The following is a 25,996-nucleotide window of genomic DNA, read 5'->3' as shown; positions in this document are numbered from 1 at the left end:
ATAATATATCAATGAAAAACTAACAATTATGGGGCAGCACTTCATTATTATTCACAGGTTTATCATTTTAAAAGTTATTCGGCTTCAGAAATAACTTTTAAAATATCGGATTCTTTGTTGAAATCGTGGTTCATAAAGTCGGCGTCGTCGGTTGGTAAGTGAAGGTCCAGGGAACTAAGATCTTGGAAGGTAAGTTGGCCGTTAATACCATCAATGGAGAGGACATGGCCGCCAAAGTTATGGTCGGCAGCCAAGAAGTGCCAGTGAAAACCACCCACGGCTGCACCTGCGAACAGGGCGGGAGCAAAGTAGCCTAAAAGGGTTCCCTCAACGGTGTCCCTTTCAAAAATTCGCTGGTCACTGGCGGTTTGGGCCAGGGTTTTGTATGGAGGATTAGATTTAATCACCGCACGGGTGGTGACACCCGAAAAGTGCCCTTTGATTTTAACGGAGAAAAAGCTATTGGCACTGTGGTTCTTTAAGATGTGCTCCTCAAGCTTTGGGAGGGCCAGTTTCTTAATATCGCCGGCTGGCTTGAAGTCGGCCCAATGGATGTTACCAAAGGGGATGGTAGCCTCGTTTTTCATGATCCGGACCTCACCGGTACCGAGGACTTGATAGGGAACCCCGTCTAAGATAACTAGTTCGCCGTCAAGTCCCTCACCGGTACCGATCCCAGTGTCACCGTGTTTAAGTAGCTCACCCATGGTTAAGGTCCCCTTTAAAAGCCCGGGAACGAGTAGAGCTAATGTGCCGTGCTGGTATAAAATGTTTGTATTCTTCATAAAAGCAGCCTCCAAAATCAACAGGTTTTATAAATAAAAATAGGATGAACGACCGTCATAACGGCGTTCATCCTATTTAAAAAATCACCCGCACGGGGATCGAACCCGTAACTCCGCCTTGAGAGGGCGACGTCTTAACCGATTTGACCAGCGGGCAATTTACACTTGAGGTCACATTTAATACGACCCAAAAACTAGTTTACAAGATTAACGTCGATTTGTAAAGAATAATTTCATTCATAGGATAGTTCTAGCATATAGGCTTGATTACTAACAAGGTGGCTGGTGGTAACCCAAACGTCGTGGTAGCCAGGGTGTCCCTGAGCGGTCATTAAGTAGTAATCATCAAGTAGCGCCCCGTTTTTAGCAACAAAGTCGGCTGAAAGGCGGTTAACGATCAGGTGACCGTTGGGAAAGTAATGAGAAGCATCGGCAACGGGAACGGAGTCCTTAAAAAATAAGGTTACGGTATTTTGATACTGGACAACGGAAGTGATGACTAACTCTGGATGGTGTTGGAGCTTGGTTAAAACATTGTAAAGTGAATCAGAATTACTAGCCATTTAACAGCCCTCTCTTTCTCTGGGCCCATTGTAACCCATTTTGGATTAAGGGAAAAATCATTTTGGGAATATTGGGAAAGTTCTTGACGAATGAACTTAATTTGGTATACTTAATACTGTTGCTTAATCAAGTACAAACATTTGATCAAGTACAAGTATTTATTGGGCATTCGCCAAGCTGGTAAGGCACTGGACTCTGAATCCACAATGCGCTGGTTCGAACCCAGCATGCCCAATTCTTAACACGTCCTACGGGGCGTGTTTTTTTGTGCCCTTAAACAGGGTGGTTAAATATTTTTTAATAATTAAATAACAATTCTTGCGATTGGGTTACGAAATTATTTCAAAAGTGTTACAATGAATGCGTAAACAAAATAGGAAATTTAATAAACCGTTGATGGGGGGGAATGACAATGATGATTAAGAGTAAGGTTCTTGCCAGTACAGTTATGTTAATGGCTGTTTTAGGATTAACAGGGTGTACTAATACCAACACAAGTGCAATCTCATCATCAAGCTCAAGTAAGGCAACTAGTGCCAAGGTTGTAAAGGACAGCGGTAGCAAGAAGGGGTCGGTAAGTGCGTCTAGCAACCAAAGTTCTGTAACGAGCCAGGAGGCTAGCACCACTTCGGCCAGTGGCGCCAGGGCTTCTTCGAACGTTAGTCAGGCAACTAGTACCTCAAGTGCACCAGCTTCCTCAGCTAGCACCCAAGTAGTCAGTGAGAAGGCACCAACATCAGCACCAGCTAAGTCAAACACATCAACTACGAGCCAGGCAACATCGAGCAGTGTAGCAACACCAGCACTAACGAATGAAGCAGTTTTACAGAAGTTTGATGCTGCTAGTGGAATTAGTCAAGCAAGTGACAACAGTTACATGGTGACGTCCCTGGGGGATGGTAATTACCAAATTGAAATTCGCAATAATGGCGGTGATGATCAAGTCGCTAACTTGGTAGGAATTTACCAATTTAACCCAACTACTAATCAGGTTAAGACGATGGATGCCATGACTGGCCAATTTGAATAAGTAAGTGTATTTCTGAATTGTAAGATTTAAGGTACTGTCCCGGAGAATAGGGGCGGTGCTTTTTTTGATAAAAATTTGACACCCTTATGAATCGTGGTATGATTCATAACTATTATGTACCTAATGATTATAAGCCTAACGATTTGAAGGAGGAGCTCAGGTGGTAAGTGATGAAGAGATTTTTCAAAGTTATCATGAGCTATGGTTGCAGATACGCGATGTGGTAATTCAGCATAAAAAGGCCAAGGGCTACTACGGTCGGGCACGAATTTTACACACCCTGGATAAGCGAGCGGATCTGTCACAGCGGCAACTGGCGGACGTAGTTAGTATGAAGCCAGGGTCGCTAACGGAGGCGCTGGAGAAGATGGAAAGCCAGGGGCTAGTGACCAGGAAGCGTGATGTCTATGATAAACGAATCATTCGGGTGGCGATCACGCCCAGTGGTCAAAGGGAATGGGCCCATATCCAACAGGATCGGAAAAGTTTCGGACGTCAATTACTAAGCTCACTTACTTCTGAAGAGCGTGAGCAAGCAGTTAAGATCGCCACCAAGCTTCACCAGTCGTTAGTCGACTGTTATGGTGAAAATAAATTACGAAAGGAGTTTTTTGATGATTAGAATCGCGCGACAAAACCTAGAGAAGATTCCCGCCCTTTTAGCGGTTTTCTTCTTACTAATTCAGGTTGCGGCCGACCTTTACTTGCCAACCATCACCTCTGATCTGATTGATAAGGGGGTTATTCGTCATGATATGACCTACATTTGGCACCAGGGTGGAATAATGCTTTTGGTGGCGGCCCTGGGGATGGCGGGATCAGCGTGCAACGTTTACTTTGCATCTACTCAAGGAATGAAGGTGGGGCAAAAATTACGACGCCAAATTTACCACAAGGTGCTGACCTTTTCGAGTAAAGAAATGTCGGATTTTGGTGACTCATCTTTAATTACCCGATCGACTAACGATATTGTACAAATCCAAAACGTAATGGTTCAGATCCTGCGGATGATGCTTCAGTCACCGATAATGTTAGTAGCAGCCATTATCTTAGCCTATAACCGCGAGCCTCGTTTAACGGGGGTCTTTGCCATCTCTCTACCGATCCTAGCAATTGTTGTGATCGGGGTGATGTACTTTGCGGTCCCACTGTTCAAGAGTATTCAAAAGAAGACCGACCGAATTAACCTGGTCTTTCGTGAGGGTTTGACGGGGGTTCGCGTGATCCGGGCTTTTAATCAGGATCAACGTGAACAAAATCGTTTTGAACGCGCTAACGCCGATTACACCAACACTGGGATCAAGGCCTTCACTCTGGTATCACTCCTTTTCCCAATCATGACGTTAATTTTATCCTTAACTAACATTGGTATCATTTGGCTAGGGGCACAGTTAATTGCCAATATGTCAATGCAGGTGGGAAACTTGATCGCATTTATGACCTATTCAACCCAGATCTTGATGTCATTTATGATGCTTTCAATGATTTTTGTCTTTGTTCCCCGGGCCTCAGCTTCGGCAGCCCGTTTAAATGAAGTCCTGGACCGGCGCCCAAGCGTTGTTGACCCAGAGGAAGAGGACCGTCTGACCTTGGCAAGTGGCGTTCCGGCCAGTCTTTCCTTTGATCACGTTAATTTCCGCTATGAGGGAGCCGAAGAACTAACCTTGACTGATCTCAACTTCAAAGTCAGGGCCGGTCAAACTCTGGCAATCATCGGGGGAACCGGATCAGGAAAATCATCCCTGGTTAACTTGATTCCCCACCTATTTAACGTGGAAAGTGGTCAAATTGAGGTCAATGGTCAACCAATTGAACGGCTGAGCCAACACGATTTACACCAAGAGATTTCAATTACCCAACAAAAGGCGGTTCTCTTTACCGGGACCGTTCGCTCGAATCTCCAGTTTGGTTATGAAGACGCCAGTGAGGAAGATATGTGGCGGGCCTTAGAAATCGCACAAGCTGCAGATTTTGTTAAGGCAGAAGGCGGTCTGGATGCCATCGTTGAACAGGATGGAAGTAACTTTTCTGGGGGGCAACGTCAACGATTGGCGATTGCTCGGACAATCATTAAGCCGGCTTCTGTTTACATCTTTGATGATTCCTTTTCTGCCTTGGACTTCAAGACCGATGCCAAGCTGCGTCAGTCCCTTCGCCAGGATCCACAGATCCAGCAAGCTGTGTCGGTAATCGTAGCTCAGCGGATTTCAACGGTTGCCGATGCCGACCTAATTTTAGTCATCGATGATGGGAAGGTGGTTGGTCAAGGTAGCCATGACGATCTCAAGGCTACTAACCAAACCTATCAAGAAATCCTGCACTCACAGATTCAAGAGGGGGATGAAGAACGTGCGCAACGGAAATAGACATCAAAAAGGTGGCGGGAAGGCGCAACACTTTTGGAAAACGACGGGTCGCTTAATCACCTACTTAAAGCCGTGGAAGTGGGGCGTGATAATTTCGGTGATTATGGCAATTGGCTCTGTGGTTTTCCAGGTTTGGGCTCCTAAGGTTTTGGGAGAAGCCACTACAGTTATCTACAATGGTGTTTTGAAGGGTGCGTCGGAGATGAGGCTTGGGATGCACCTAAGCAGGTACCCGATCGATTTCGCAAGGGTTGGTCAAATCGCTATCGCCGTACTGGGAATGTATGCCCTGTCAGGGATATTTTCCTTTATCCAGCAGGTAATGATGACTCGGATCTCCCAGAAAGTGGTTTACCAGCTACGCCAAGACTTTAAATCCAAGATGGCCCGTCTACCGGTCTCCTTTTATGACACCCATCCCAACGGGGATATTATGAGCCGGATGGTTAACGATATGGATAACATCTCTGGGACACTTCAAAACGGGATGATCCAAATCATTACCTCAGTTCTGACCTTTGTGGGGGTCTTGGCTCTAATGATTTCGATCTCATGGAAGCTGACCCTGGTGGCCCTGATCACGGTGCCTCTTTCGCTTGTGATTATTGGCTTTGTAGCTCCAACTGCTCAACGCCTCTTTAGCCGCCAACAAAGCGTCCTAGGTAGGATTAACGCCCAGGTGGAAGAAACGTACGCGGGGCACACGATCGTGCGGACTTTTAACAAGGAAGAGGACCAAGAGGCCCAGTTTGAAGAAAAGAACCGCGATTATTACCAGGCGGCCTGGAAGGCTCAGTTCTTCTCCATCCTGATGTATCCAGCCATGGGATTTGTCCGTAACCTTGGCTACCTGATGGTAGCTGTGGTTGGGGCAGTGCAGGTTGCTAACGGCCAAATTACCTTAGGGAATGTTCAGGCCTTCTTGCAATACACCAACCAGTTCTCCCAACCAATTACTCAGATTGCAAACTTGGCCTCCACCATTCAGCAAACAATTGCCTCGGCTGAACGGATTTTTGAAGTGATTGACCAGGATGAAATGGACACGGACCTGGCCGATGCAACTCCTTTACCAGGACCCCAGCCAAAGGTTGAATTTAAAGACGTTAATTTCAGCTATAATGATCAACCACTGATTCAAGATTTTAACTTAAAAGCTGAGGAGAACCACATGATCGCCATCGTGGGGCCAACTGGAGCTGGGAAGACGACGATTATCAATCTCTTGGAACGCTTTTACGATGTCAAGGGAGGGCACATCTACCTTGATGGCCGTGACACCCGCTCCTTCACTCGGCCGGAACTGCGCAAAAAGATTGCGATGGTTTTACAAGATACCTGGCTGTTTACCGGAACGATTTATGATAATATCAAGTATGGACGCGAAGATGCAACTGAAGAAGAGGTATATGCAGTCGCTAAGCAGGCTCACGCTGATACCTTTATCCGCCAACTACCTGATGGTTATCAAACTGTATTGGATGAGTCGGCCTCCAATATTTCACAGGGACAGCGGCAATTATTGACAATTGCCCGGGCCTTTCTAGCCGATCCAGAGGTCTTGATTCTAGATGAGGCCACCTCATCGGTCGACACACGAACTGAGGAGGCGATTCAAGACGCTATGAATGACATTCAAAAGGGGCGGACTAGCTTCGTTGTGGCCCACCGTTTGTCGACAATTCGTAATGCTGAACAGATTATTGTGATGAACCACGGTAAGATCATTGAAACCGGAAATCATGATCGCCTGATTGAAAAGGGCGGTTTTTATGCCGATCTGTATAATAGCCAGTTTGCTGGCAACCAAATTTAATAGTGGCGGTGCTGTGTTAATCAAGAACGCTCCCTGGCTCGAAGCGATTCTGCTTTGTCAGGGGGCGTTTTTGGTATTATTGTTGAAATAAGGGGATGATGTCACTTGAAAAAATATTCGGCAACACAAGCACAGCTACGGGCGTTGGAAGAAGATGGGGTGGTCCCGGGAATCTCATACTGCCTGTTTGAACACGATTGGCAAGTGGAATATGTGAGCGGAATGGCCCGGTTAACGCCAACTCCAGAAGTCTTACGGCCCGGGATGTTGTATGACCTAGCCTCCTTGACTAAGGTTCTTGCTACAACCCCGGTAATTGGGATTTACCTACAGGAGGGCCGCCTTTCTCTGGATGACCCGGTCACTAAGTACTTACCGGCTTTTGACGACGAACGGGTAAGAATTTACCATTTGCTAACCCACTCATCATCCATCGGTGGCTACATCAAGAACCGTGATCAACTGGGGGCGTCCCAGTTGAAGGAGGCTTTATTAACCCAACTGAGTGGTAATAAAAACCTTAGTCGGTTGATTCGCTACGCTGATGTGAACTTCATCTACCTGGGCTGGATTGCTGAGCAAATCGGCGGAAAGCCAATCCACCAACTAGCCAAGGAGCTAGTGTTCGATCCGCTCGGGATGATGGAAACAACTGATCATCCTGATCCAGCTTGGACGGTTCCAACGGTGATCAGCCCTAATGGTGTGCTCTTACGGGGACGGGTTCACGACCCCAAGGGGGCTGTCTTGGGAGAACACTGCGGATCGGCAGGTATTTTCGCGCCCCTAAAAGATGTCGTTAACTTCAGTCGAGCGCTCATCGAGACCAACTTAGGTGGGCTCTTGACTGACCAAACCGTCGCTCAGATCTTCAGCGATCAAACAAGGATGCCGCATCCTCACTTGCGGGGGCTAGGGTGGAAATTGATTCCTACTCCAGTGGACAAAAACTTTTTAGCTAGTCATACCGGCTATACTGGGACCTGGCTGGTTCTAGATAAACAAAACGACCGCGGAATGGTTGTTTTGACTAACCGGGTGCACCCCACTGGGCAAAATGACGTCTTTTTGGACCGGCGAGATCAGATCATTGCTACTTATGTTCGTGAAATGGAGAAATTTTAATGACGTGGGATATTATTCGTTACATTATTGAAGGAATTTGGTTGTTTAACTTAGCATTGGCCATTTGGACGGTATTTCGCCAGCGCCGCGACATCACTTCAACCTGGGCCTGGCTAATGATTTTAATCTTTTTACCGCTGGTTGGGTTCATTGCCTACATATTCGTGGGGCGTAAGCTGTCATCAGATAAGATTTTTAGCATTCAAGATGAGCAGCGACGGATACTCGAACAGTATAAGCAGCAGCAACAACGCCTCCTGGATGCCCAAGATTTGTTGCCAAAAGAGGAACGAAATCGACGAGATCAAATGCTAGCTAAGCTTTTGTTGAACACGGACAACGCCCTTCTTTCGTTTGGAAATCAGGTGGACCTATTTACGGACGGCCACGCTAAGTTTGACCAGTTGATCAAGGACATTGATGCCGCTAAGGACCACGTTCACATTGAGTATTACACCTTTGCGTCCGATAAGCTTGGCCACCGGGTGTTAGCAGCTCTTGAGCGAGCAGCTGAACGGGGTGTGGAAGTGCGTGTTTTATATGATCTATCAGGATCACGGGGAACAACTTACCGCTTCTTCAGACACCTTGAAGAACTTGGTGGTCAGGCTCAGGCCTTCATTTCTAGTTCCAAGGCTCGCTTCACCACCCCGCGGTTAAACTACCACCTTCACCGTAAACTAGTGATTATTGACGGGAACCTAGGGTACATCGGGGGCTTCAATATTGGTGACCAATACCTGGGAGAATCAGAAAAGTTCGGCTACTGGCGGGACACCCACCTACGGGTGGTTGGTACGGCTGTTTTAATGATGCAAGCTCGTTTTGCCATGGATTGGAACACAACTTGCCGACGCACTAAAAAGGAACGGATGGACTTAGCAGGGAACTACGTCAACGTTCGGACAACCCACTTAACTCAACCTGACTATTCGATGGTACCAATGCAGATTGTCTCTTCAGGTCCGGATAACGAGAACCAGGCCATCCGCCGGGGCTACCAAGGAATTATTACTTCGGCACGGAAGTATGTTTACCTTCAGACCCCGTACCTGATCCCAGAAGATTCGGCTTTAGAAGCACTAGTGGTAGCTGCTAAAGAAGGTATTGACGTTCGGATCATGATCCCGTCAATGCCGGATCACCCCTTCGTTTACCGGGCGACCGAGTACTTTGCCCACTATCTAGTTTCAAACGGAGTTAAGGTGTACAAGTACGATAAAGGTTTCTTACATGCGAAGACAATGGTTTCGGGCAATAACCTTGCCTCGGTGGGGTCAGCTAACTTCGACTACCGTTCCTTCCGGTTAAACTTTGAGGTCAATGCTTTCACTTACAACGAACAGCTGGCTAGCAAGCTAAAGGCTACCTTTGAAAACGACATGAAGGATTGCACACTTCTGACGGAGGAGTACTTCGACCAACAGTCGCCGTGGCGTAAGTTCAAGCAAGACTTCTGCCGTCTCTTGGCCCCTATTTTATAAACAAAGGTTGCATTAAAAAATAAGTATATGAAAAGCACCCTAGATTGTTAGACTACCTCTAACGATCTAGGGTGCTTTGTTTTGGCAGGGCCGTTAAACTAGCGTTGTTTAATGCGGGTTCTTATGTGGTCCATTTCCATGACCACGAGTGTTTCTAGCAGGGTGATGATACAAATTGCTAGAAAGGCCCAATTATTAGGGACGACTAACATGAAGATGATCAATAACCACGAGCCCCAATTCCAACGGTTATCAATGCGGACAATCCGACGGATTCGCTTTTGTAAGTCAGCAGGAGCCCGGTCTTCTTCGAGCAGACTTCGCAGGTACAACTGTAGGCGAACTTCAAAGAAGGATTCGACAAGAAAGGCCACGACCATCAATTGGGAAAGTACGTTTTGCATGGTCCCTCCTAAAAGGTTGGCTTAATGGTGAGATTCTTTTGGACTGTTAGATCGGCGTCAGGGTACTTAACCGTTAGGGCTTCAATGAGCATCTGTTTGGCGAGCTCACCGTTACGGGTTAGGATGGGACCGTGGAAGTAAGAGCAGTAAGCATGTAAGTAAATGGCTCCTTCTGTGCCATCTTCACCGTTATTACCGTGGCCCTCTAAAACGTAACCAAGGGGGCGCTCGTTTTCACCCAAAAAGGTCCGACCGTTGTGGTTTTCAAAACCATGGTATTCAACTCCGGTTTCGTCATTTTTAATTTTAATATCACCGATAAAGCGAGTCTGATTTTGTTCGGCCGAACGGTGTTGGCTTTGGGTCAAGGTGTAGTGATCCAAAACCCCGATGCCAGGGATCTTTTTTCCGTCGGCGCCGATGTAGTACTTGCCAAGAAGCTGGTAGCCCCCGCAGATGGCGAGGAGTGGTTTTTGATCGTGGATAAACTTTTTAATCCCGGCCCTTTTGGTTTGGATGTCCTTTGAGACCACCATTTGTTCATAGTCCTGGCCACCACCGAAAAAAGCGATGTCAAACTGATCAGGATTGAAGTCGTCTTCAATTGAAATTACGTCGACCTTGATGTCGGTATCCATTTGCTTTGCGTAGTACTGCAAGGCAATGATGTTACCAACGTCGCCGTAGGTGTTTAAAAGGTCACCGTAAAGGTGGGCGAGGTGTAGATGATACTTAGCCATTAGTCCATTCCTCCTTGAATATACTTTTTTTCGGCCAACAACTTGCGTAACTGCAGAACTGCCGTGTAGGTGGCAAGCAGATACACGTGCTTGGTTGGCATTTGGGGAATTTTTTCAATGACCTTACTGAGGTCCGGAATGTGGTCAATCTGGTTAATTTCGGCCATTTCCATCCGGGTAGTGATGTCTCTGTAGCGTTCCCCACCGGTCATGAAGTAGGGGATATCGTGATCGTTTAGACGTTCAAAATCACCATCCCAGATCCAGGAGGTATCAATTCCGTCAGCATAATTGGCGTTCAATAAGAAACCAAATGAGAAGGGTTCGGGATCGGTCAGGATCATATCCAAGACTTGGTTTAAGCCGACCGGGTTCTTGACCAGGATTAAGGTAACCTCCTTGCCATCAACATTAATGACTTCTTGGCGACCAAAGACCCGTTCGTCAGCACTGAAGGCGTGTTGGATCTGTTTAGGGCTTACTCCTAAGAAACGACCCAAAGAATAGGCTGCCAAGGCATTATAAATGTTATACATCCCACCAATTTCAATCTTGTAGGGAGTTTTATCAATTTCAAAGGACGAAGAGGTTGGGGTTAATTCCCCAAGTTTGGTCACCTGGTAAGTTAGCTTCGGCCGCTTAAAGCCGCAATGTGGGCAGAAATAATCCCCTAGGTTAGCATAAGTCCGTAGGTGATAGTGGAGGATGTGTTGGCACTTGGGACATAAGAGTCCATCGGTGTTGGCGGGCGCCTTAAAATCTTCATGGAATTCGTGGTTAAAACCGTAGTAGATGACAGGGTTGGGCAGGTCCCTTGAGTTAAAGATTTGTTCGTCCCCGTTGGCGATGATGGTTGCCTTAGGTGCTAACTTAACACCGGCCAATATTTTGTCGTAAGTTGTATAGATCTCACCGTAGCGATCCATTTGATCACGAAATAAATTAGTGAAGACAAAGGCAATTGGGGTGATGAACTTAGTTACCTTGACCACGTTTGCTTCATCAACTTCAAGAACCGCTAAGCCTTTTTTCTTGGGCCGCGGGGCAGTAATGAAGGTTGTAACGATCCCTTGCTCCATGTTGGAGCCGGTGGGGTTAGTCAAGACTGAATCGTATTTTTCACGGAGTACCCGGACGGAAAGAGCGGTGGTTAAGGTCTTCCCGTTCGTTCCGGTAAGGATCACCAGGTCGTATTTCTTGCTAAAGGCCTGTAAGATATTGGGGTCGAGCTTGGTGACGATCTTTCCCGGTAATGAGGACCCCCCGTGGGTAAAGGTGTGGAGGAACCAGTAACTAGACCGGCCGGCAAATTCGGCCAGGGAACTTCTTAAAGACATAATTCATATCCTTCCGCTTACAAGTTTTGATTACCGACTAATTTTAATCGTTCTGGGCCCAAAAGGAAAGTAACCTCCTCTGATCGGGATGAGAAGGGACGTAAAAAATTATTTTTTGATGAGGATTGAAATTAAGAAAGCGCTTCTAGGTTGAATATAACGGCGATAGCGAGTTAAAAAAGAAGAAAAGGTCGCCTTAGTCAAAGGAGAAGAGTTTAAAATGAACGTAAGATTCGCTATAATTAAAGCACTATGCGAAGAAATGGGTGAGGTAATTGGCACAGTTATTTTTCAAGTATGGCGCGATGAATTCCGGTAAGTCAATTGATATTCTTAAGGTGGCCCACAACTATGAGGAGCAGGGGAAACCGGTTGAATTATTGACTAGTGGGATTGATGACCGAGCTGGGACTGGTGTGATTGCAAGCCGGATCGGTCTACAACGTAAAGTTACTCCAATCATGGATGACACTGATGTCTATAAGCTAATTAAGCAGGTTGATCACCGAATTTACTGTGTCTTAATTGATGAAGCACAGTTTTTGAGCAAGCAACACGTTTTACAGCTGTGTCACATAGTCGATGATCTAAAGATTCCGGTGATGGCGTTTGGGCTTAAAAACGACTTTAAAAACGAGCTGTTTGAGGGTTCCAAGTACCTCTTGATCTATGCTGATAAGATCGAGGAAATGAAGACGATCTGTTGGTTTTGCCCTCGTAAAGCGACTATGAACCTACGAATTAACGAGGGACGCCCCGTTTACGAGGGTGAGCAGGTTCAAATCGGTGGTAATGAAGCCTACTACCCGGTTTGCCGGGAACACTACTTTCACCCAGATTTGCCAAGTGAACAGGAGAATGAATAATGGAAATGGAAGAAATATTCGATAAGTTACAAGCCGTGGCCGATCGCTACGATGAACTTAACGAGCTAATCTCTGACCCAGAGGTAATTGCTGATTCCCAGCGGTTCATGAAGCTTTCTAAAGAGGAAGGGAGCCTTAGGGAAACCGTTGAAAAATATAATGAGTACAAAGAGGTCACCCAAACGATTAAGGATGACTCTGAGATGCTTCGTGAAGAAAGCGATCCCGATCTAATTGAGATGACTAAAGAAGAACTCAACGAAGCAAAGGAACGCCAAGGTCAGCTTCAAGATGAGCTGGAGGTCCTGTTGATTCCAAAGGACCCTAACGACGATAAAAACATCATCATGGAAATCCGTGGTGCCGCTGGGGGGGACGAAGCCTCTTTGTTTGCCGCCGACCTTTACAACATGTACGTGCACTATGCTGAAAAGCAGGGTTGGCATGTTGAAGTGGTCGACCGTAATGAAACCGAAGTGGGGGGCTTTAAGGAAATCGTCCTGATGATTACCGGGGATCAAGTCTACTCCAAGCTGAAGTTTGAAAATGGGGCCCACCGGGTACAGCGAATTCCGGCTACTGAATCAGCCGGCCGGGTCCACACCTCCACGGCGACTGTTGGTGTAATGCCAGAAGCTGAAGACGTTGATGTGGACATCGACCAAAAGGACATCCGGGTTGACGTTTACCGTTCTTCTGGGGCTGGTGGTCAGCACATCAACAAGACCTCGTCAGCCGTTCGGATGACCCACTTGCCAACTGGGATTGTTGTGGCCATGCAAGACGAACGTTCCCAACAGCAAAACCGGGCAAAGGCAATGCAAATCTTAAAGGCTCGTGTTTACGACTACTACCAACAGCAGGAACAATCCGAATACGATGCCCAGCGTAAAAACGCCATTGGGACCGGGGATCGTTCCGAGCGGATCCGGACATATAACTACCCACAAAACCGGGTTACCGACCACCGGATTGGTTTGACCTTAAACAAGCTTGATAAGATTATGGCTGGGGACCTAGATGAAATTATTGAAGCGCTAATCATTGCTGACCAAGCCCAAAAGCTGGAGCAGTTACGTAATGAATAGTAATTGGACTTACTTTCAGGCCCAGCGATGGGCTTCTTCTTTTTTAAGGGACCAGCAAAAGGACCCCTCAGCCGCTCAGTTTGTCTTGGAGATGCTTCACGATTGGACAATGACGGACTTGCTGGCGTACAATCGCCAACCAATGCCCAAGGAGGAGGCACTTAGGTATCAGCGGGCCATTAAGCGAATTGCCAATAGTGAGCCCGCCCAGTACGTGGTGGGGAAGGCACCATTTTTTGGCCGTAAGTTTGTGGTCAACCGTGACGTATTGATTCCGGAAACTGAGACCGAAGAACTGGTTGAATGGATTTTAGATGAAATGCCTGCTGATCAGGAACTCAAGGTCTTAGACCTGGGTACTGGTAGCGGGGTAATTGGTATCACGCTAGCCCTGCAACGTCCTAAGTGGCAGGTTACTTTGAGCGACATCTCGGCATTAGCCTTAAAGATCGCAATGACCAACCAGCGTTTGCACGGTACCAACCTCCGCCAGGTTGAAAGCGATCTGTTTGCCCGGCTAGTGGATGAACGCTTTGATTTGATCGTGACCAATCCCCCTTATGTTGCTCTAAGCGAGGTTGGTGAAATGGATCCGGAGGTGCTGGAGTATGAGCCGCCATTAGCCCTGTTTGCAAGTGAGAATGGCTTAGCCTTTTACCGACGTCTGTTTGCGGCAGCCGGTGAACACTTAAATGCTGGCGGGATTCTATTTGGCGAAACTGGTCATCGCCAAGAGGAATCGATCCAACGTTTGCTAAGGGAATTAGTACCGTCTGGCCAGATTGAAACCCGTCACGATTTGGCAGATCGGATGCGGATGATCAAGGTGACAAACTTTAATTGTGATGAGAAGGGGTAGAAAATATGGTTAAGACAGTCATTTTTCAACCATCAGAGGTAAATGAAGCGGCGAAGTTAATTCAAAAGGGACAGCTCGTGGCATTCCCAACTGAAACGGTTTACGGGCTGGGAGCCGACGCAACAAATGAGAAGGCGGTCAAACAGGTATACTTAGCTAAGGGCCGGCCGAGTGATAACCCCCTGATTGTTCACGTTGCCTCCGTAGCGATGGTCGAACAATATGCTGAGGAAATTCCGGTAAAGGCCAGGAAGCTGATGGACCGCTTTTGGCCAGGTTCATTAACGATCATTTTAAAGATAAAACCGGGTACCCTTTCGAAAACAGTAACTGGGGGTTTGAATACGGTGGCCTTTCGCTATCCAGCCTGCCAGCCAACCCTTAATTTAATTAGGGAGGCTGGGGTTCCAATTGTTGGACCGTCGGCTAATACCTCGGGTAAGCCTAGTCCAACCACAGCGGGACATGTCTACCATGACCTTGACAACAAGATTGCTGGGATCATTGATGATGGTCCGACGGTAGTGGGGGTTGAGTCGACTGTTTTAGATATGTCGACTGATCAACCAGTGATCTTGCGGCCCGGTGCTGTGACAAAACAAGATATTGAGAACGTGATTGGATCAATTGAGCTTAACAACCACAAGGTTAAGGCAAATGAGGTTCCTAAAGCTCCGGGGATGAAGTATAAGCATTACGCTCCCAACGCTCAGGTGTACATCGTAGCACCGGATGCTGATTGGACTGCGGTGGCCAACTGGCTAGCCCAGGCTGAGGGATCGGTGGGATTGATGGCGACCGAGCAGGTATTGAAAAGCCACGTGTGGCCAGTACAGGCAGATCAATTCTCCCTGGGAGAAGGGATTGAAGATGCCAGCGCTCGCTTGTTTGAAGGTCTTCGGGCCTTTGATGATCAGCAAGAAATTCACCAAATTCTGTGCCAAGGCTTCTTGCCAACCGGCTTAGGGGCGGCCTACATGAACCGCCTGAACAAATCAGCTGGTGGAACCTTTTTTCGAGAATTATTAACCAAATAACGTTTAGAAAACCGAATTATTAAATAATAGTTCGGTTTTTACGTGTATTTCTAAGTTTAGACTTTTCCTTTTTAACCAAATACCGTACAATATGGGTACGCAAGTGAAAGGAGCAATCTAGCTAATGGAATACGCAGGTAAGGATGCCCAACTTTGGGCCGCAATTGGACGAGAAGAACAACGTCAAGAAGACACGATTGAACTAATCGCCTCAGAAAATATTGTCTCTAAAGAAGTAGCTACTGCACAAGGGTCCGTTTTAACTAACAAGTATGCCGAAGGTTATCCAGGTAAGCGGTACTACGGTGGCTGCCAATTTATCGACCAAGTTGAACAGTTAGCGATTGACCATGCCAAGGAGTTATTTGGGGCGGCTTACGCAAACGTCCAACCCCATTCTGGCTCCCAGGCCAACATGGCTGTTTACCAAGCGCTTTTGAAACCAGGTGACACCATCTTGGGGATGGGGATGGATGCTGGGGGACACCTAACCCACGGTTCCAAAGTTAATTTCTCTGGAAAACTCTACCACACGTACGGTTACGAACTCAGTTCTGAAACTGAAGAACTGGACTATGACGCAATTATGGCTCAGGCCAAGGAGGTTAAGCCCCAACTAATTGTGGCTGGTGCCTCAGCTTACAGCAAGATTATCGACTGGGATAAGTTCCGCCAAATTGCCGATGAGGTTGGTGCTTACCTTATGGTTGACATGGCCCACATTGCCGGGTTGGTGGCCACCGGTTACCATCCTAACCCGGTTCCGGTTGCTGATGTTGTTACCACTACTACGCACAAGACTTTGCGCGGACCACGTGGGGGGATGATCCTTTCTCGTTCCGAAGAATTGGGAAAGAAGTTCAATTCTGCAGTCTTTCCAGGCACACAAGGGGGACCACTGGAACACGTAATTGCTGGAAAGGCCCAGGCCTTTTACGAGGACCTGCAGCCCGCCTTTAAGGACTACATTGGTCAGGTAGTAAAAAACGCGGCGGCGATGGCCGAGGTCTTTAATCAATCTGATGTTATTCGGGTTGTGACTGGGGGAACGGAAAATCACCTTTTGGTGCTGGACTTAACGAAGACCGGATTAACGGGTAAGGAAGCCCAGGCCCTTTTGGATTCCGTGATGATCACTACTAACAAGGAAGCCATCCCTAACGACCAGCGAAGCCCATTCGTCACGTCTGGTTTGCGGGTAGGGACGCCAGCAATCACTTCACGGGGATTTGATCAAGAGGACGCCAAGAAGGTGGCGGAACTAATTATCAAAGCCTTAAGTAATGCTGATGATCAAGCTGTGCTAGCCGAAGTTAAGGATGCAGTTTACGCCTTGACTGAGGCACACCCGGTTGACTAGGTAGGAAGAAAGATTTGATGACAGCAGGTGACAAACTACATGTCATCTGTAGGAGGGGATGATGAAAGCACAAGCTTGCATCCCCTCTTTTATACTGGTGGGCCATTGATGGCCGGCGGGTTCACTGGTACAATAGCTAAGAAACTAAAAGGAGTGTTTTGTTATGGGTAAATTTGAGGTGCTGGATCACCCGTTAATTCAACATAAATTAACGATGATACGCGATAAGCAGGTCGGAACCAAATTTTTTCGGGAGACGGTGAAGGAAATTTCAACGTTAATGGCTTATGAAGTTTCGCGTAACATGCCACTAAAGGATGTTGAAGTGGAGACCCCAATTGCCAAAACCACTCAAAAGGAACTAGCTGGTAAAAAGGTTGCCATCATCCCAATTTTACGGGCTGGCTTGGGAATGGTTGATGGGATGACTGAATTGATTCCAGCCGCTAAAATCGGCTTTATTGGAATGTACCGGGATGAAGAAACCTTGAAGCCGCACGAATACTTCGTTAAGCTACCAAATGACATTACGGAACGGCAACTCTTTATTGTTGATCCGATGTTAGCAACCGGTGGCTCAGCGGTCATGGCCCTGGAGGCTTTAAAGAAGCGTGGTTGCCAGGAAAAGAATATGAAGTTTGCCTGCTTAGTAGCGGCGCCGGAAGGGGTTAAGGCGATCCAAGAAGCCTTCCCAGACGTTGATATTTACACGGCGGGGCTTGATGAACGCTTGAACGAAGATGGCTACATTGTTCCCGGACTTGGGGATGCGGGTGATCGCCTCTTCGGAACCAAGTAAATATTAGATTGAAAAGCTGTGACAGTTTTGTCACAGCTTTTTTTGTTTGTATTATAACAATGTAAAGGAAAGGGAAAATTTTTCATAATTCAATCACTTGAATTGACCGTCGCGCTAAAATGGGGAACGTGATTTTAAACAAAGGATCTGAGAATTATGTGGAAAACCGGATGGTGGAAGGCGAAGTATAAACTCGTCATCGCCCTAATCTTGGTGGGAATTGGTGCAATGGTATTTACGACCCATGATCAACGTTTCTATAAGACTCCGCTTGCTCGGGTGGTGGCGGTTAAAAATGGCCAGGCCCAAAAGCAAACGGATGAATTTCAAAATGTTGATTATCAAACGAACCAAACCCTGACCCTGGAGATGCTTAATGGTAAATACGTTGGTAAACGCTTGACGGTACATAACACCTATACCTCTTCAGGGGCCCTCGATCAGCGTTATTATCCGGGTAATCAAGTCTTTTTGAGTCAATTGACTGAGCGTCATGGGCGCCTGACGGCCAACGTCAGCGGCTATAAGCGGGACGTTGTGCTGGTCTTTTTAGCCTGGCTTGTTATCTTCTTACTAGTCTTAATGATGGGGAAGGCAGGGAGCCTAGCTATGCTGAGTGTCTGCTTGAACGCAATCTTATTTTACTTTGCAATTCAAATTGACCTTAAGATGCAGGCCAGCCATGCCTTTTTGACTTTTTCAGTATTAGCCTTGTTATTTGCCTTTTTGTCCCTACTGCTGGTTCTTGGGCCAAGCAAGAAAATGGTAGCTACCTTTTTAGCCACGGTTTTGGGGACGTCGGTGGCGATGTTGGTTTCTGTAATTGTGATGAATCTAACTCATCACCAGGGGATCTACTATGAATCAATGCAATACGTCACCCAGGTTCCCCGGCCCTTGTTCCTAGCTGAAACCTTGCTGGGATCGCTTGGAGCAGTGATGGATGAGGCGAGTGATATTGTTGCTACCCTGCATGAGCTTCATGAAATTGAACCTACCATCAGCCGCCGGCAGTTATTCATGTCGGGGCGTAACATTGGTAAAACCATCATGGGACCACTCGTTAACGTCTTGTTCATGATTTTCATGGCTGACACCTTCACATCGGCTTTGCTCTACATTAAGAACGGTAATAATTGGGGCTATACATTTTCAATGAACATGAGTCTTGGAACCGTTCAGAGCCTAGTGTCTGGGATTGGAATTGTATTAACCATTCCGCTGGTGTCAGCCTTTGCCGCGCTCTTATACGGAAGAAAGGGGAAAGTTGCATGAGTTCAATTACTGCACTCGGCCTCGTCTTGATGGTATTAATGGTTGCCGTGGGTGGTCGGCAGGGATGGTCGGCTTTCTTGTCGTTGATCCTAAACTTTGGTTTCCTCTTTTTTGCTATCATTTTGATTGCCTTTCATGTGCCGCCAATGGCTGTGACGTTAACAACAGGGGTCATTATTTTGGCAATTACAATTTTTATGGGTGAAGATAACTTGCAAACTACCGTGGCGGCCTTTTGGGCGTCCGTAATCGTTTTATTAGTTCTAATTTTATTGATCTATGGTGTTGAGCACTGGGCAATGGCGCAGGGCTTCGGCTTGGAAGATAGTGATGACCTGGAAGGAATGTCAACGGCGATCGGGATCTCATATCTGAAGGTCATTATCACCACAGCTACCCTGTCAACTTTAGGGGCAATTGCGGAAGCAGCAATGGCAATTGCAGCCGGGGTAACGGAAATCCTCGATGAACATCCGGTGCTAACTGACGCTCAGCTGATGCATAGCGGGATGCAGATTGGAAAGCAAATTATTGGAACGACACTTAATACGCTGTTCTTTGGCTTTTTTGGTGGCTTATTAGCCCTCTTTATCTGGTTTGCCGGGCTGAATTACTCCTTTGGGACGATCATCAATGATAAGATCTTCGTTAGTGAGATCATTGCCGTTCTGATTTCCTTTATTGCCGTAATTGTAACGGTACCGGTGACAACTTTGATCATGATCTACCGAAAGCACCGGGTGATTGACAAGAGGGATGTCGTCAAGTAAACTAGTAACAGTTTAGTAAGTCCTTTAAAGGAATCCCGTGAGGTTCCAAAGGGTCGGTTAAAATTACGAATACTTCGTGCCGTACGCCTTTGGATCAGTGGATTCCAAAGGCGTTTTGTATGGAGGAAGAAATGGAAGAGAAGAGAAGGGACGTTGTCCTAGACGTTGATGAACGCCCAGGGACGGGACAGTGGATAGGATTGTCTTTGCAGCACATGTTTTCCATGTTTGGATCGACTGTGTTGGTGCCGATTTTGGTTGGGTTAAACCCAGGAATTGCGCTTTTTAGTTCCGGGGTCGGAACTCTGATGTACCTGTTGATTACCCGGCATAAGATTCCGGCCTACATGGGTTCGAGTTTTTCATTCATTGTTCCGATGATGGCGCTAATGAAGTCAACCGGGTACCCAGGGATTGCCCAAGGGACGATTGCGGTAGGGTGCGTCTACTTGATCGTTTCTTTAATTGTTTCCCGGTTTGGCTCGGCATGGATCGACCGGATCTTACCGCCGATCGTAGTGGGACCGATCGTGATGGTTATCGGGCTGTCCTTAGCTGCGACGGCAGCCAAGGATGCCACAATGAATGGGAGTACTTATGATCTCAGGTACTTTATCGTGGCAATGTTAACCCTTCTGATCACAATTACCTTTAATATGTTTTTTAAGGGTTTTTTGGGCCTAATTCCAATTCTCTTAGGAATCGTCGGGGGATATATGATCGCCTGTTTATTTGGGATTGTCAAGTTTAGCGGGGTAATGAGCGCCCACTGGTTCAGCCTTCCTGCCTTTCAAATTCCCTTTGTTAACTATCACCCCCAATTTTACTGGGGGGCCATTCTTTCAATGGCACCGATTGCCTTTGTAACCATGACGGAACATATGGGCCACATCATGGTGCTAAATGAGTTGACAGACCGGAACTACTTTAAGGATCCGGGCTTAAACCACACCTTAGCCGGGGACGGGACCGCCTCGATCATTGCCGGATTTGTTGGGGGACCTCCGGTAACTTCATACGGGGAAAACATTGGGGTACTGGCCATAACGCGGGTTCACTCTGTGTACGTTTTGGCGGGTGCAGCCACTTTCGCCATTCTCTTTTCCTTTGTCGGTAAGCTATCTGCTCTGATTGAATCGATCCCTTCGCCAGTGATTGGGGGAATTTCCTTCCTCTTGTTTGGAGTGATTGCCTCATCAGGGCTTCGGGTAATGATTGAAGATCAAACAGACTTCAACGAAAAGCGGAACCTAATGATTGCGTCCGTGATTTTGGTCATTGGGATCGGGAATGCTTACTTGCAACTCGGCCAGTATGAATTTTCGGGTTTAGCGGTTGCGGCAGTTTTAGGGATTATCTTAAACTTGGTTTTACCACAAAAAGCAGCTAGTGAACGCTAAACTGAGTAACATTTCACAAAGAAGGGGACCTTTTGACAGAAGGCTCCCTTTTTATTTATGATGATTAAAGCTATTATGGCAGGGGAGTGGGGATTGTAATGGGAAAATTTAATTGTAAAAAAAGAATACCAAAGGCGGTCTAAATTCTAGATGGTGTCGTTTTCAAAAGTTTGAAATTGCTTTGAATTATACATTAAAGAATGCTATATTAGTCTCTGTAACTTGGGTTTACTGGTGATTTTAGTCGCCCTTTAGCTCATTATTACAAACCAGATTATGTTATAAAGAAAAGAGGTGGAATATAGATGGGCGGTGATGCGTTCACTTTTGAACTATTCGGCCTGACCTTCAACTGGACTAACTTGATCTCTGGTACGATCGTCTTTGTGCTTACCTTCTTCTTTTTATTTGGGTTATCAAGGCACTTACAGATGAAGCCAACCGGTGGCCAAAATATCTTGGAATGGATTGTGGAATTTACGAACGGGATTGTGCGTGGACAAATGCCATCAGAAACGAGCAGTTTTTATAGTTTCTTTGTATTTGTCTTGTTCGTCTTCATTTTCATTGCAAACCAACTTGGTTTAATCATCCAGTTCGGTTGGAACGGGCACGAAATTGTCAAAAGTCCAACCGCAGATCCGGTAGTTACCATGACGCTTGCATTGTGTGCTGTAACGTTGTCACACTTTGCGGGAGTTGCTCGGCAAGGCGTTAAGGGTTACTTCGCAGACTACTTCAAACCATTCTCACTTATGTTTCCAATTAAATTGGTTGAAGAGTTCAGTAACTTCCTCACCTTGGGGCTGCGGATCTTTGGTAATATTTATGCCGGTGAATTACTGTTAAAGTTACTTGCCCAAATGGCATTCTCTCACGGGATTCCAACGATAATCGTGAGCCTACCATTAGAAATTATCTGGCAAGGCTTCTCAGTCTTCATCGGGGCCATTCAGGCTTACGTCTTTGTAACATTAACGACGGTTTATATTTCTCGGAAGGTAACCGGGGAATAACCACATATCTTTAAGGAGGATATATACAATGGGTGCAATTGCTGCAGGTATCGCTGCTGGTTTAGCTGCTGTAGGTGCGGGTGTTGGTAACGGTCTTGTTATTGGTCACACGCTTGATGGGATGGCTCGTCAACCGGAAATGTCCGGTCAACTACGGGGGACGATGTTCCTTGGGGTTGGTCTTATCGAAGCCCTGCCAATTCTTTCGATCGTTATTGCCTTCCTGGTAATGAACAAGTAGTTAATCGTATAATAAAAAATTCATTGCAAGGGAGGTGTCAATAGATGTTTATCGTTGCGGAATCAAACCAACTGTATCTTGGTGACATGCTCTTTTATTTGATCTCATTTCTGATCATGTCTGCCCTTGTTTGGCATTTTGCTTGGAAACCAGTAACCCAAATGATGCAAAAGCGGGCTGATAAGATCGCAAATGATATTGATAGCGCTGCAAAATCACGTGAGGAAGCACAGAAGCTTGCTAGCAAGCGTCAAGAAGAACTGAAGGGATCCCGCCAAGAAGCTGCTACAATTGTCGATAATGCAAAGCAGTCTGGGGAAAGCCAACGGGCTGAAATTATTGCAACGGCGCAACAAGACGCCCAAAACCTGAAGGATCAGGCGCAAAAGGACGCAGAACAGGCTCGGCAAGATGCCCTTCGTGGTGCGAAGGAAGATGTCGCAAACCTGTCTATTGAGATTGCTTCCAAGCTCATCCACAAGCAATTGAATGCGGATGACCAACAGGCTCTCATTGATTCATACATTGAAGGGTTGGTAAAGCATGAGTAGACTTGACCAAAAGACGGTTGCAAACCGCTATGCACGGGCGATTTTTGAATTAGCCCAAGCAGATGGTCAACTCGATCAAACTTATCATGAACTAGTCAGCGTTCGTCAGATTTTTTCGGATAATCCAAGCCTTGCTCCGCTTCTGTCCGGGGTTGAACTGGGAATTAAAGAAAAGCAGGCCTTAGTCGACCAACTTAAAGAAGAGGCAAGTACCTACGTACAAAACCTCTTACAGATGGCCTTTGACTACCGCCGGATGAACGCCATGGTTGCAATCATCGATGAGTTTGAACGGCGGTATGATTCGATGCACAAGCGTGTACATGCCGAAGTAGTGACCGCGGTGCAACTTGATAAAGTAAGAAGGAATCAACTAAAGGACAATTTGGCGGTTCGCTTCGACGCCCAAGAAATTGTCTTAAATGAAAAGGTTGATCCAGCGATCTTAGGGGGCGTGGTCGTCAAAACGGCGGGCCAAACTCTGGACGGGTCCATTAAGACTAAGATCGAACAAATACGGCGTTTAATTGTTAAGTAACAGTGAACTTGAAGAGGTGAGATTTGTATGAGCATTAAAACTGAGGAAATCAGTTCACTCATCAAGAAGCAACTCGCCAACTACCAGGACCAGATTTCCGTTGAAGAAACCGGGACGGTTACCTACGTAGGTGATGGGGTTGCCCGTGCTGATGGCTTGGAAAACGCCATGGCCGGTGAGTTGCTCGAATTTGAAAATGGTGTCTACGGGATGGCACAAAACCTCGAAAGTAACGATGTTGGGATCGTTATTTTAGGGGATGATACTCAAATCCGTGAAGGTGATACCGTAAAGCGGACCGGACGGATTATGGAAGTGCCCGTTGGTGATGCCTTACTTGGCCGGGTTGTTGACCCCTTGGGTCGGCCAATCGATGGCTTAGGCGATATTTCGACTGATAAGACACGCCCAATCGAACGGAAGGCCCCAGGCGTTATGGAACGTAAGTCTGTCTCCCAACCCCTGCAAACTGGGATTAAGGTGATTGATGCCTTGGTTCCAATTGGTCGGGGACAGCGTGAATTGATTATTGGGGACCGAAAGACAGGTAAGACCTCAATTGCCATTGATACGATCATTAACCAAAAGGATCAAGACATGATCTGTATCTACGTGGCAATTGGTCAAAAGGAATCAACGGTACGTTCTCAAGTTGAAACCTTACGTAAGTTTGGGGCACTTGATTACACGATCGTTGTTTCAGCTTCTGCCTCCAACCCTGCACCATTGCTTTACATCGCTCCGTACGCCGGGGCGGCAATGGGGGAAGAGTTCATGTTTGGCGGCCGTGACGTCTTAATTATTTACGATGACTTATCTAAGCAGGCCGATGCTTACCGTGAACTTTCCTTGATTCTTCGGCGGCCTCCTGGTCGTGAAGCCTACCCAGGGGATATTTTCTACACCCACTCACGGCTTCTGGAACGGGCAGCCCGTCTTTCTGATGACCTTGGTGGGGGTTCAATGACGGCCTTGCCGGTTATTCAAACCCAGGCCGGGGATGTTTCTGCCTACATTCCAACCAACGTAATTTCAATTACCGATGGGCAGATCTTCTTGGATGCCGATTCATTCTACGCCGGTCAACGGCCAGCTATCGATGCCGGGACATCTGTTTCCCGGGTTGGTGGGGATGCCCAGATCAAGGCAATGAAGAAGGTTTCTGGGACCCTACGTCTTGACATCGCTTCCTATAACGAATTAGCAGCCTTTGCCCAATTCGGGAGCGACCTGGATGCGGCAACGAAGGCGCGGCTTGATCGTGGGGAACGGACGATGGAAGTTTTGAAGCAAGGCCTTCACGCACCACAACCAGTCGAACAACAAGTTGTAACTCTATACGCTTTGGCTCACAACTATTTGGATGACATTCCGGTAGACGATGTTCTACGCTTTGAAAGTGAATTGGCAACCTTCATGCGTTCCAACCACCAGGATCTCTACGACTCCATTAAGCAAAGTGGGCAACTTCCGGAAGGAAATGAGCTTGATAAGGCCTTGGATTCCTTCAAAGAAGGCTTCCAAACGAGTGATCAAAAGCAAGACACCCAAGTGGCCCAAAACTAATAATGACCAGTAGAAAGGACGGTGAGATTTAGTGCCAGCTTCATTAGCTGCTGTTAAACGGCGAATTCAGTCAACCAAGAGTACCCGCCAAATTACCTCGGCGATGCAAATGGTTTCTACTGCTAAGCTTAATCAGATTCAGCACCACACGAAGACATACCAGGTCTACGCCGAAAAGGTCCACGCGATCTTGGTTAGCCTGGTAAAATCTCATAGCGCCGATTCACTGAAGTATGAACAAGATTCCTCGTTAGGGGACTTGTTTACAACACGTCCAGTGAAGAAAACTGGCATCCTTGTCATCACGTCCGACCGGGGCTTGGTTGGCTCTTACAACAGTAACGTCATCAAGGCCACTCTCGACAAGATGAAGGAAAACGGCCTAACCGCAGACAACACGGTCTTTTTAACCGTTGGACGGACTGGCGCTGAATTTTTCAAAAAGCGCGGAATGAACGTTGCCTACGAATTTACGGGTGTCAGTGACGTACCAACTTACCGGGAAGTCCACGAGGTAGTAAAGCAAGCAATCCAGCTGTACATGGATCAGGTTTACGACTGTTTATACATTTCCTACAGTCACTACGTTAACCGGATTTCCTCACAGGACCGAATTGAGCAGATGCTCCCAATTTCCGCAGACGGTTTGCGGGACACGGAGCACGCGGTTGGTAACCGTAATGAAGGGGATGGGCTTCCCCTCCCGGCAAGTGAGTATGAGATTGAGCCTTCCGATGGTGGAATGCTCGATATGCTTGTCCCGCAGTATGCGGAAAGCTTGATTTATGGAGCAATTCTCGACGCTAAGACGTCGGAACATGCCTCCAGTGCTAATGCCATGCGGTCTGCTTCTGATAACGCCGATGATATCATTTCGACTTTACAGTTGCAGTACAACCGGGCACGGCAAGCGGCTATCACCACCGAAATTACTGAAATTACCGGTGGGATGACAGCCCAAGAATGATTCTGAATACAG

26 protein-coding genes and 2 tRNA genes are annotated in these 25,996 nt (G+C 46.9%); 22 read left to right on the top strand and 6 right to left on the bottom strand.

What is annotated here, in order from left to right; genetic code table 11:
- Positions 1-74: 74 nt before the first annotated feature.
- The 3 genes from budA to AOQ57_RS05225 form a co-directional block, all read right to left on the bottom strand.
- The gene (gene budA, locus AOQ57_RS05235) at positions 75-785 is read right to left on the bottom strand and encodes an acetolactate decarboxylase (RefSeq protein WP_093625881.1); all 711 of its coding nucleotides are present in this window, start codon (positions 783-785) and stop codon (positions 75-77) included.
- Positions 786-869: 84 nt separating this feature from the next.
- A tRNA-Glu gene (locus tag AOQ57_RS05230) sits at positions 870-942 on the bottom strand.
- 76 nt (positions 943-1,018) lie between these two features.
- Positions 1,019-1,348: a hypothetical protein gene (locus tag AOQ57_RS05225; RefSeq protein ID WP_093625879.1), complete on the bottom strand. Its 330-nt coding sequence runs from the start codon at positions 1,346-1,348 to the stop codon at positions 1,019-1,021.
- A 163-nt stretch (positions 1,349-1,511) separates the two neighbouring features.
- On the opposite strand from AOQ57_RS05225, the gene AOQ57_RS05220 reads away from it, so the two are divergent.
- The 7 genes from AOQ57_RS05220 (at position 1,512) to cls (ending at position 9,170) form a co-directional block, all read left to right on the top strand.
- Positions 1,512-1,584, top strand: a tRNA-Gln gene (locus tag AOQ57_RS05220).
- Positions 1,585-1,761: 177 nt separating this feature from the next.
- On the top strand, positions 1,762-2,379 hold the full coding sequence (locus tag AOQ57_RS05215) for a hypothetical protein (RefSeq protein WP_235789009.1): 618 nt from the start codon (positions 1,762-1,764) through the stop codon (positions 2,377-2,379).
- A 160-nt stretch (positions 2,380-2,539) separates the two neighbouring features.
- Positions 2,540-3,001 carry a MarR family winged helix-turn-helix transcriptional regulator gene (locus AOQ57_RS05210; protein WP_093625875.1) on the top strand — a complete coding sequence of 154 codons (462 nt, stop codon included), beginning with the start codon at positions 2,540-2,542 and terminating at the stop codon, positions 2,999-3,001.
- On the top strand, positions 2,994-4,745 hold the full coding sequence (locus AOQ57_RS05205) for an ABC transporter ATP-binding protein (RefSeq protein WP_093625873.1): 1,752 nt from the start codon (positions 2,994-2,996) through the stop codon (positions 4,743-4,745). Before AOQ57_RS05210 ends, AOQ57_RS05205 begins: the two co-directional genes overlap by 8 nt.
- On the top strand, positions 4,720-6,561 hold the full coding sequence (locus AOQ57_RS05200) for an ABC transporter ATP-binding protein (RefSeq protein WP_093625871.1): 1,842 nt from the start codon (positions 4,720-4,722) through the stop codon (positions 6,559-6,561). The genes AOQ57_RS05205 and AOQ57_RS05200 overlap by 26 nt, the downstream gene beginning before the upstream one ends.
- A gap of 105 nt (positions 6,562-6,666) precedes the next feature.
- Entirely contained in the window at positions 6,667-7,686 is a 1,020-nt protein-coding gene (locus tag AOQ57_RS05195) for a serine hydrolase domain-containing protein (RefSeq protein WP_093625868.1), read from the top strand.
- Positions 7,686-9,170 carry a cardiolipin synthase gene (cls, locus tag AOQ57_RS05190; RefSeq protein WP_093625865.1) on the top strand — a complete coding sequence of 495 codons (1,485 nt, stop codon included), beginning with the start codon at positions 7,686-7,688 and terminating at the stop codon, positions 9,168-9,170. The genes AOQ57_RS05195 and cls overlap by 1 nt, the downstream gene beginning before the upstream one ends.
- A 98-nt stretch (positions 9,171-9,268) precedes the next feature.
- Here cls and AOQ57_RS05185 read toward each other — a convergent pair whose 3' ends face one another.
- The 3 genes from AOQ57_RS05185 to AOQ57_RS05175 are packed head-to-tail and all read right to left on the bottom strand — an operon-like array spanning position 9,269 to position 11,651.
- Positions 9,269-9,574, bottom strand: coding sequence for a hypothetical protein (locus AOQ57_RS05185; RefSeq protein WP_093625863.1), 306 nt, complete (start codon positions 9,572-9,574; stop codon positions 9,269-9,271).
- An 8-nt stretch (positions 9,575-9,582) separates the two neighbouring features.
- On the bottom strand, positions 9,583-10,314 hold the full coding sequence (locus AOQ57_RS05180; RefSeq protein ID WP_093625861.1) for a type 1 glutamine amidotransferase: 732 nt from the start codon (positions 10,312-10,314) through the stop codon (positions 9,583-9,585).
- A complete protein-coding gene (locus AOQ57_RS05175; protein WP_093625859.1) occupies positions 10,314-11,651 on the bottom strand; it encodes a Mur ligase family protein in 1,338 nt (445 codons plus the stop codon). The genes AOQ57_RS05180 and AOQ57_RS05175 overlap by 1 nt, the downstream gene beginning before the upstream one ends.
- 275 nt (positions 11,652-11,926) lie before the next feature.
- Here AOQ57_RS05175 and AOQ57_RS05170 point away from each other — a divergent pair, with 275 nt between their 5' ends.
- The 15 genes from AOQ57_RS05170 (at position 11,927) to AOQ57_RS05100 (ending at position 25,984) form a co-directional block, all read left to right on the top strand.
- Positions 11,927-12,517, top strand: coding sequence for a thymidine kinase (locus AOQ57_RS05170; protein WP_093625856.1), 591 nt, complete (start codon positions 11,927-11,929; stop codon positions 12,515-12,517).
- A 5-nt stretch (positions 12,518-12,522) separates the two neighbouring features.
- Positions 12,523-13,605, top strand: a complete 1,083-nt coding sequence (gene prfA / locus AOQ57_RS05165; protein ID WP_174498193.1) for a peptide chain release factor 1 — start codon at positions 12,523-12,525, stop codon at positions 13,603-13,605.
- On the top strand, positions 13,598-14,464 hold the full coding sequence (prmC, locus tag AOQ57_RS05160) for a peptide chain release factor N(5)-glutamine methyltransferase (protein WP_093625853.1): 867 nt from the start codon (positions 13,598-13,600) through the stop codon (positions 14,462-14,464). Before prfA ends, prmC begins: the two co-directional genes overlap by 8 nt.
- A gap of 5 nt (positions 14,465-14,469) precedes the next feature.
- Complete coding sequence (locus AOQ57_RS05155) at positions 14,470-15,501, top strand: L-threonylcarbamoyladenylate synthase (protein WP_093625851.1); 1,032 nt, start codon at positions 14,470-14,472, stop codon at positions 15,499-15,501.
- A gap of 124 nt (positions 15,502-15,625) precedes the next feature.
- Positions 15,626-16,861, top strand: coding sequence for a serine hydroxymethyltransferase (glyA, locus tag AOQ57_RS05150; RefSeq protein ID WP_093625849.1), 1,236 nt, complete (start codon positions 15,626-15,628; stop codon positions 16,859-16,861).
- Positions 16,862-17,024: 163 nt separating this feature from the next.
- The gene (upp, locus tag AOQ57_RS05145; protein WP_093625847.1) at positions 17,025-17,660 is read left to right on the top strand and encodes a uracil phosphoribosyltransferase; all 636 of its coding nucleotides are present in this window, start codon (positions 17,025-17,027) and stop codon (positions 17,658-17,660) included.
- 156 nt (positions 17,661-17,816) lie between these two features.
- Positions 17,817-18,935, top strand: a complete 1,119-nt coding sequence (locus AOQ57_RS05140; RefSeq protein WP_093625845.1) for a YibE/F family protein — start codon at positions 17,817-17,819, stop codon at positions 18,933-18,935.
- Positions 18,932-19,705: a YibE/F family protein gene (locus tag AOQ57_RS05135; RefSeq protein WP_093625843.1), complete on the top strand. Its 774-nt coding sequence runs from the start codon at positions 18,932-18,934 to the stop codon at positions 19,703-19,705. The genes AOQ57_RS05140 and AOQ57_RS05135 overlap by 4 nt, the downstream gene beginning before the upstream one ends.
- 131 nt (positions 19,706-19,836) lie before the next feature.
- On the top strand, positions 19,837-21,105 hold the full coding sequence (locus AOQ57_RS05130) for a uracil-xanthine permease family protein (protein WP_093625841.1): 1,269 nt from the start codon (positions 19,837-19,839) through the stop codon (positions 21,103-21,105).
- Positions 21,106-21,410: 305 nt separating this feature from the next.
- On the top strand, positions 21,411-22,121 hold the full coding sequence (gene atpB / locus AOQ57_RS05125; protein ID WP_093625839.1) for a F0F1 ATP synthase subunit A: 711 nt from the start codon (positions 21,411-21,413) through the stop codon (positions 22,119-22,121).
- Positions 22,122-22,149: 28 nt separating this feature from the next.
- Positions 22,150-22,362: a F0F1 ATP synthase subunit C gene (gene atpE / locus AOQ57_RS05120; RefSeq protein ID WP_003682741.1), complete on the top strand. Its 213-nt coding sequence runs from the start codon at positions 22,150-22,152 to the stop codon at positions 22,360-22,362.
- 44 nt (positions 22,363-22,406) lie between these two features.
- Positions 22,407-22,913, top strand: coding sequence for a F0F1 ATP synthase subunit B (gene atpF, locus AOQ57_RS05115; RefSeq protein ID WP_093625837.1), 507 nt, complete (start codon positions 22,407-22,409; stop codon positions 22,911-22,913).
- Positions 22,906-23,451, top strand: coding sequence for an ATP synthase F1 subunit delta (atpH, locus tag AOQ57_RS05110; RefSeq protein ID WP_093625835.1), 546 nt, complete (start codon positions 22,906-22,908; stop codon positions 23,449-23,451). The genes atpF and atpH overlap by 8 nt, the downstream gene beginning before the upstream one ends.
- 27 nt (positions 23,452-23,478) lie before the next feature.
- Positions 23,479-25,017, top strand: coding sequence for a F0F1 ATP synthase subunit alpha (gene atpA / locus AOQ57_RS05105; protein WP_093625833.1), 1,539 nt, complete (start codon positions 23,479-23,481; stop codon positions 25,015-25,017).
- 31 nt (positions 25,018-25,048) lie between these two features.
- Positions 25,049-25,984 (top strand): F0F1 ATP synthase subunit gamma, encoded by a 936-nt coding sequence (locus AOQ57_RS05100; RefSeq protein WP_093625831.1) that lies wholly within the window; start codon positions 25,049-25,051, stop codon positions 25,982-25,984.
- Positions 25,985-25,996: the final 12 nt, after the last annotated feature.

This window comes from Limosilactobacillus gorillae (genome assembly GCF_001293735.1).
GTDB lineage: Bacteria > Bacillota > Bacilli > Lactobacillales > Lactobacillaceae > Limosilactobacillus > Limosilactobacillus gorillae.
Note: the sequence above shows the minus strand (reverse complement) of the source record. Positions and strands in the feature narration are given on the sequence as shown.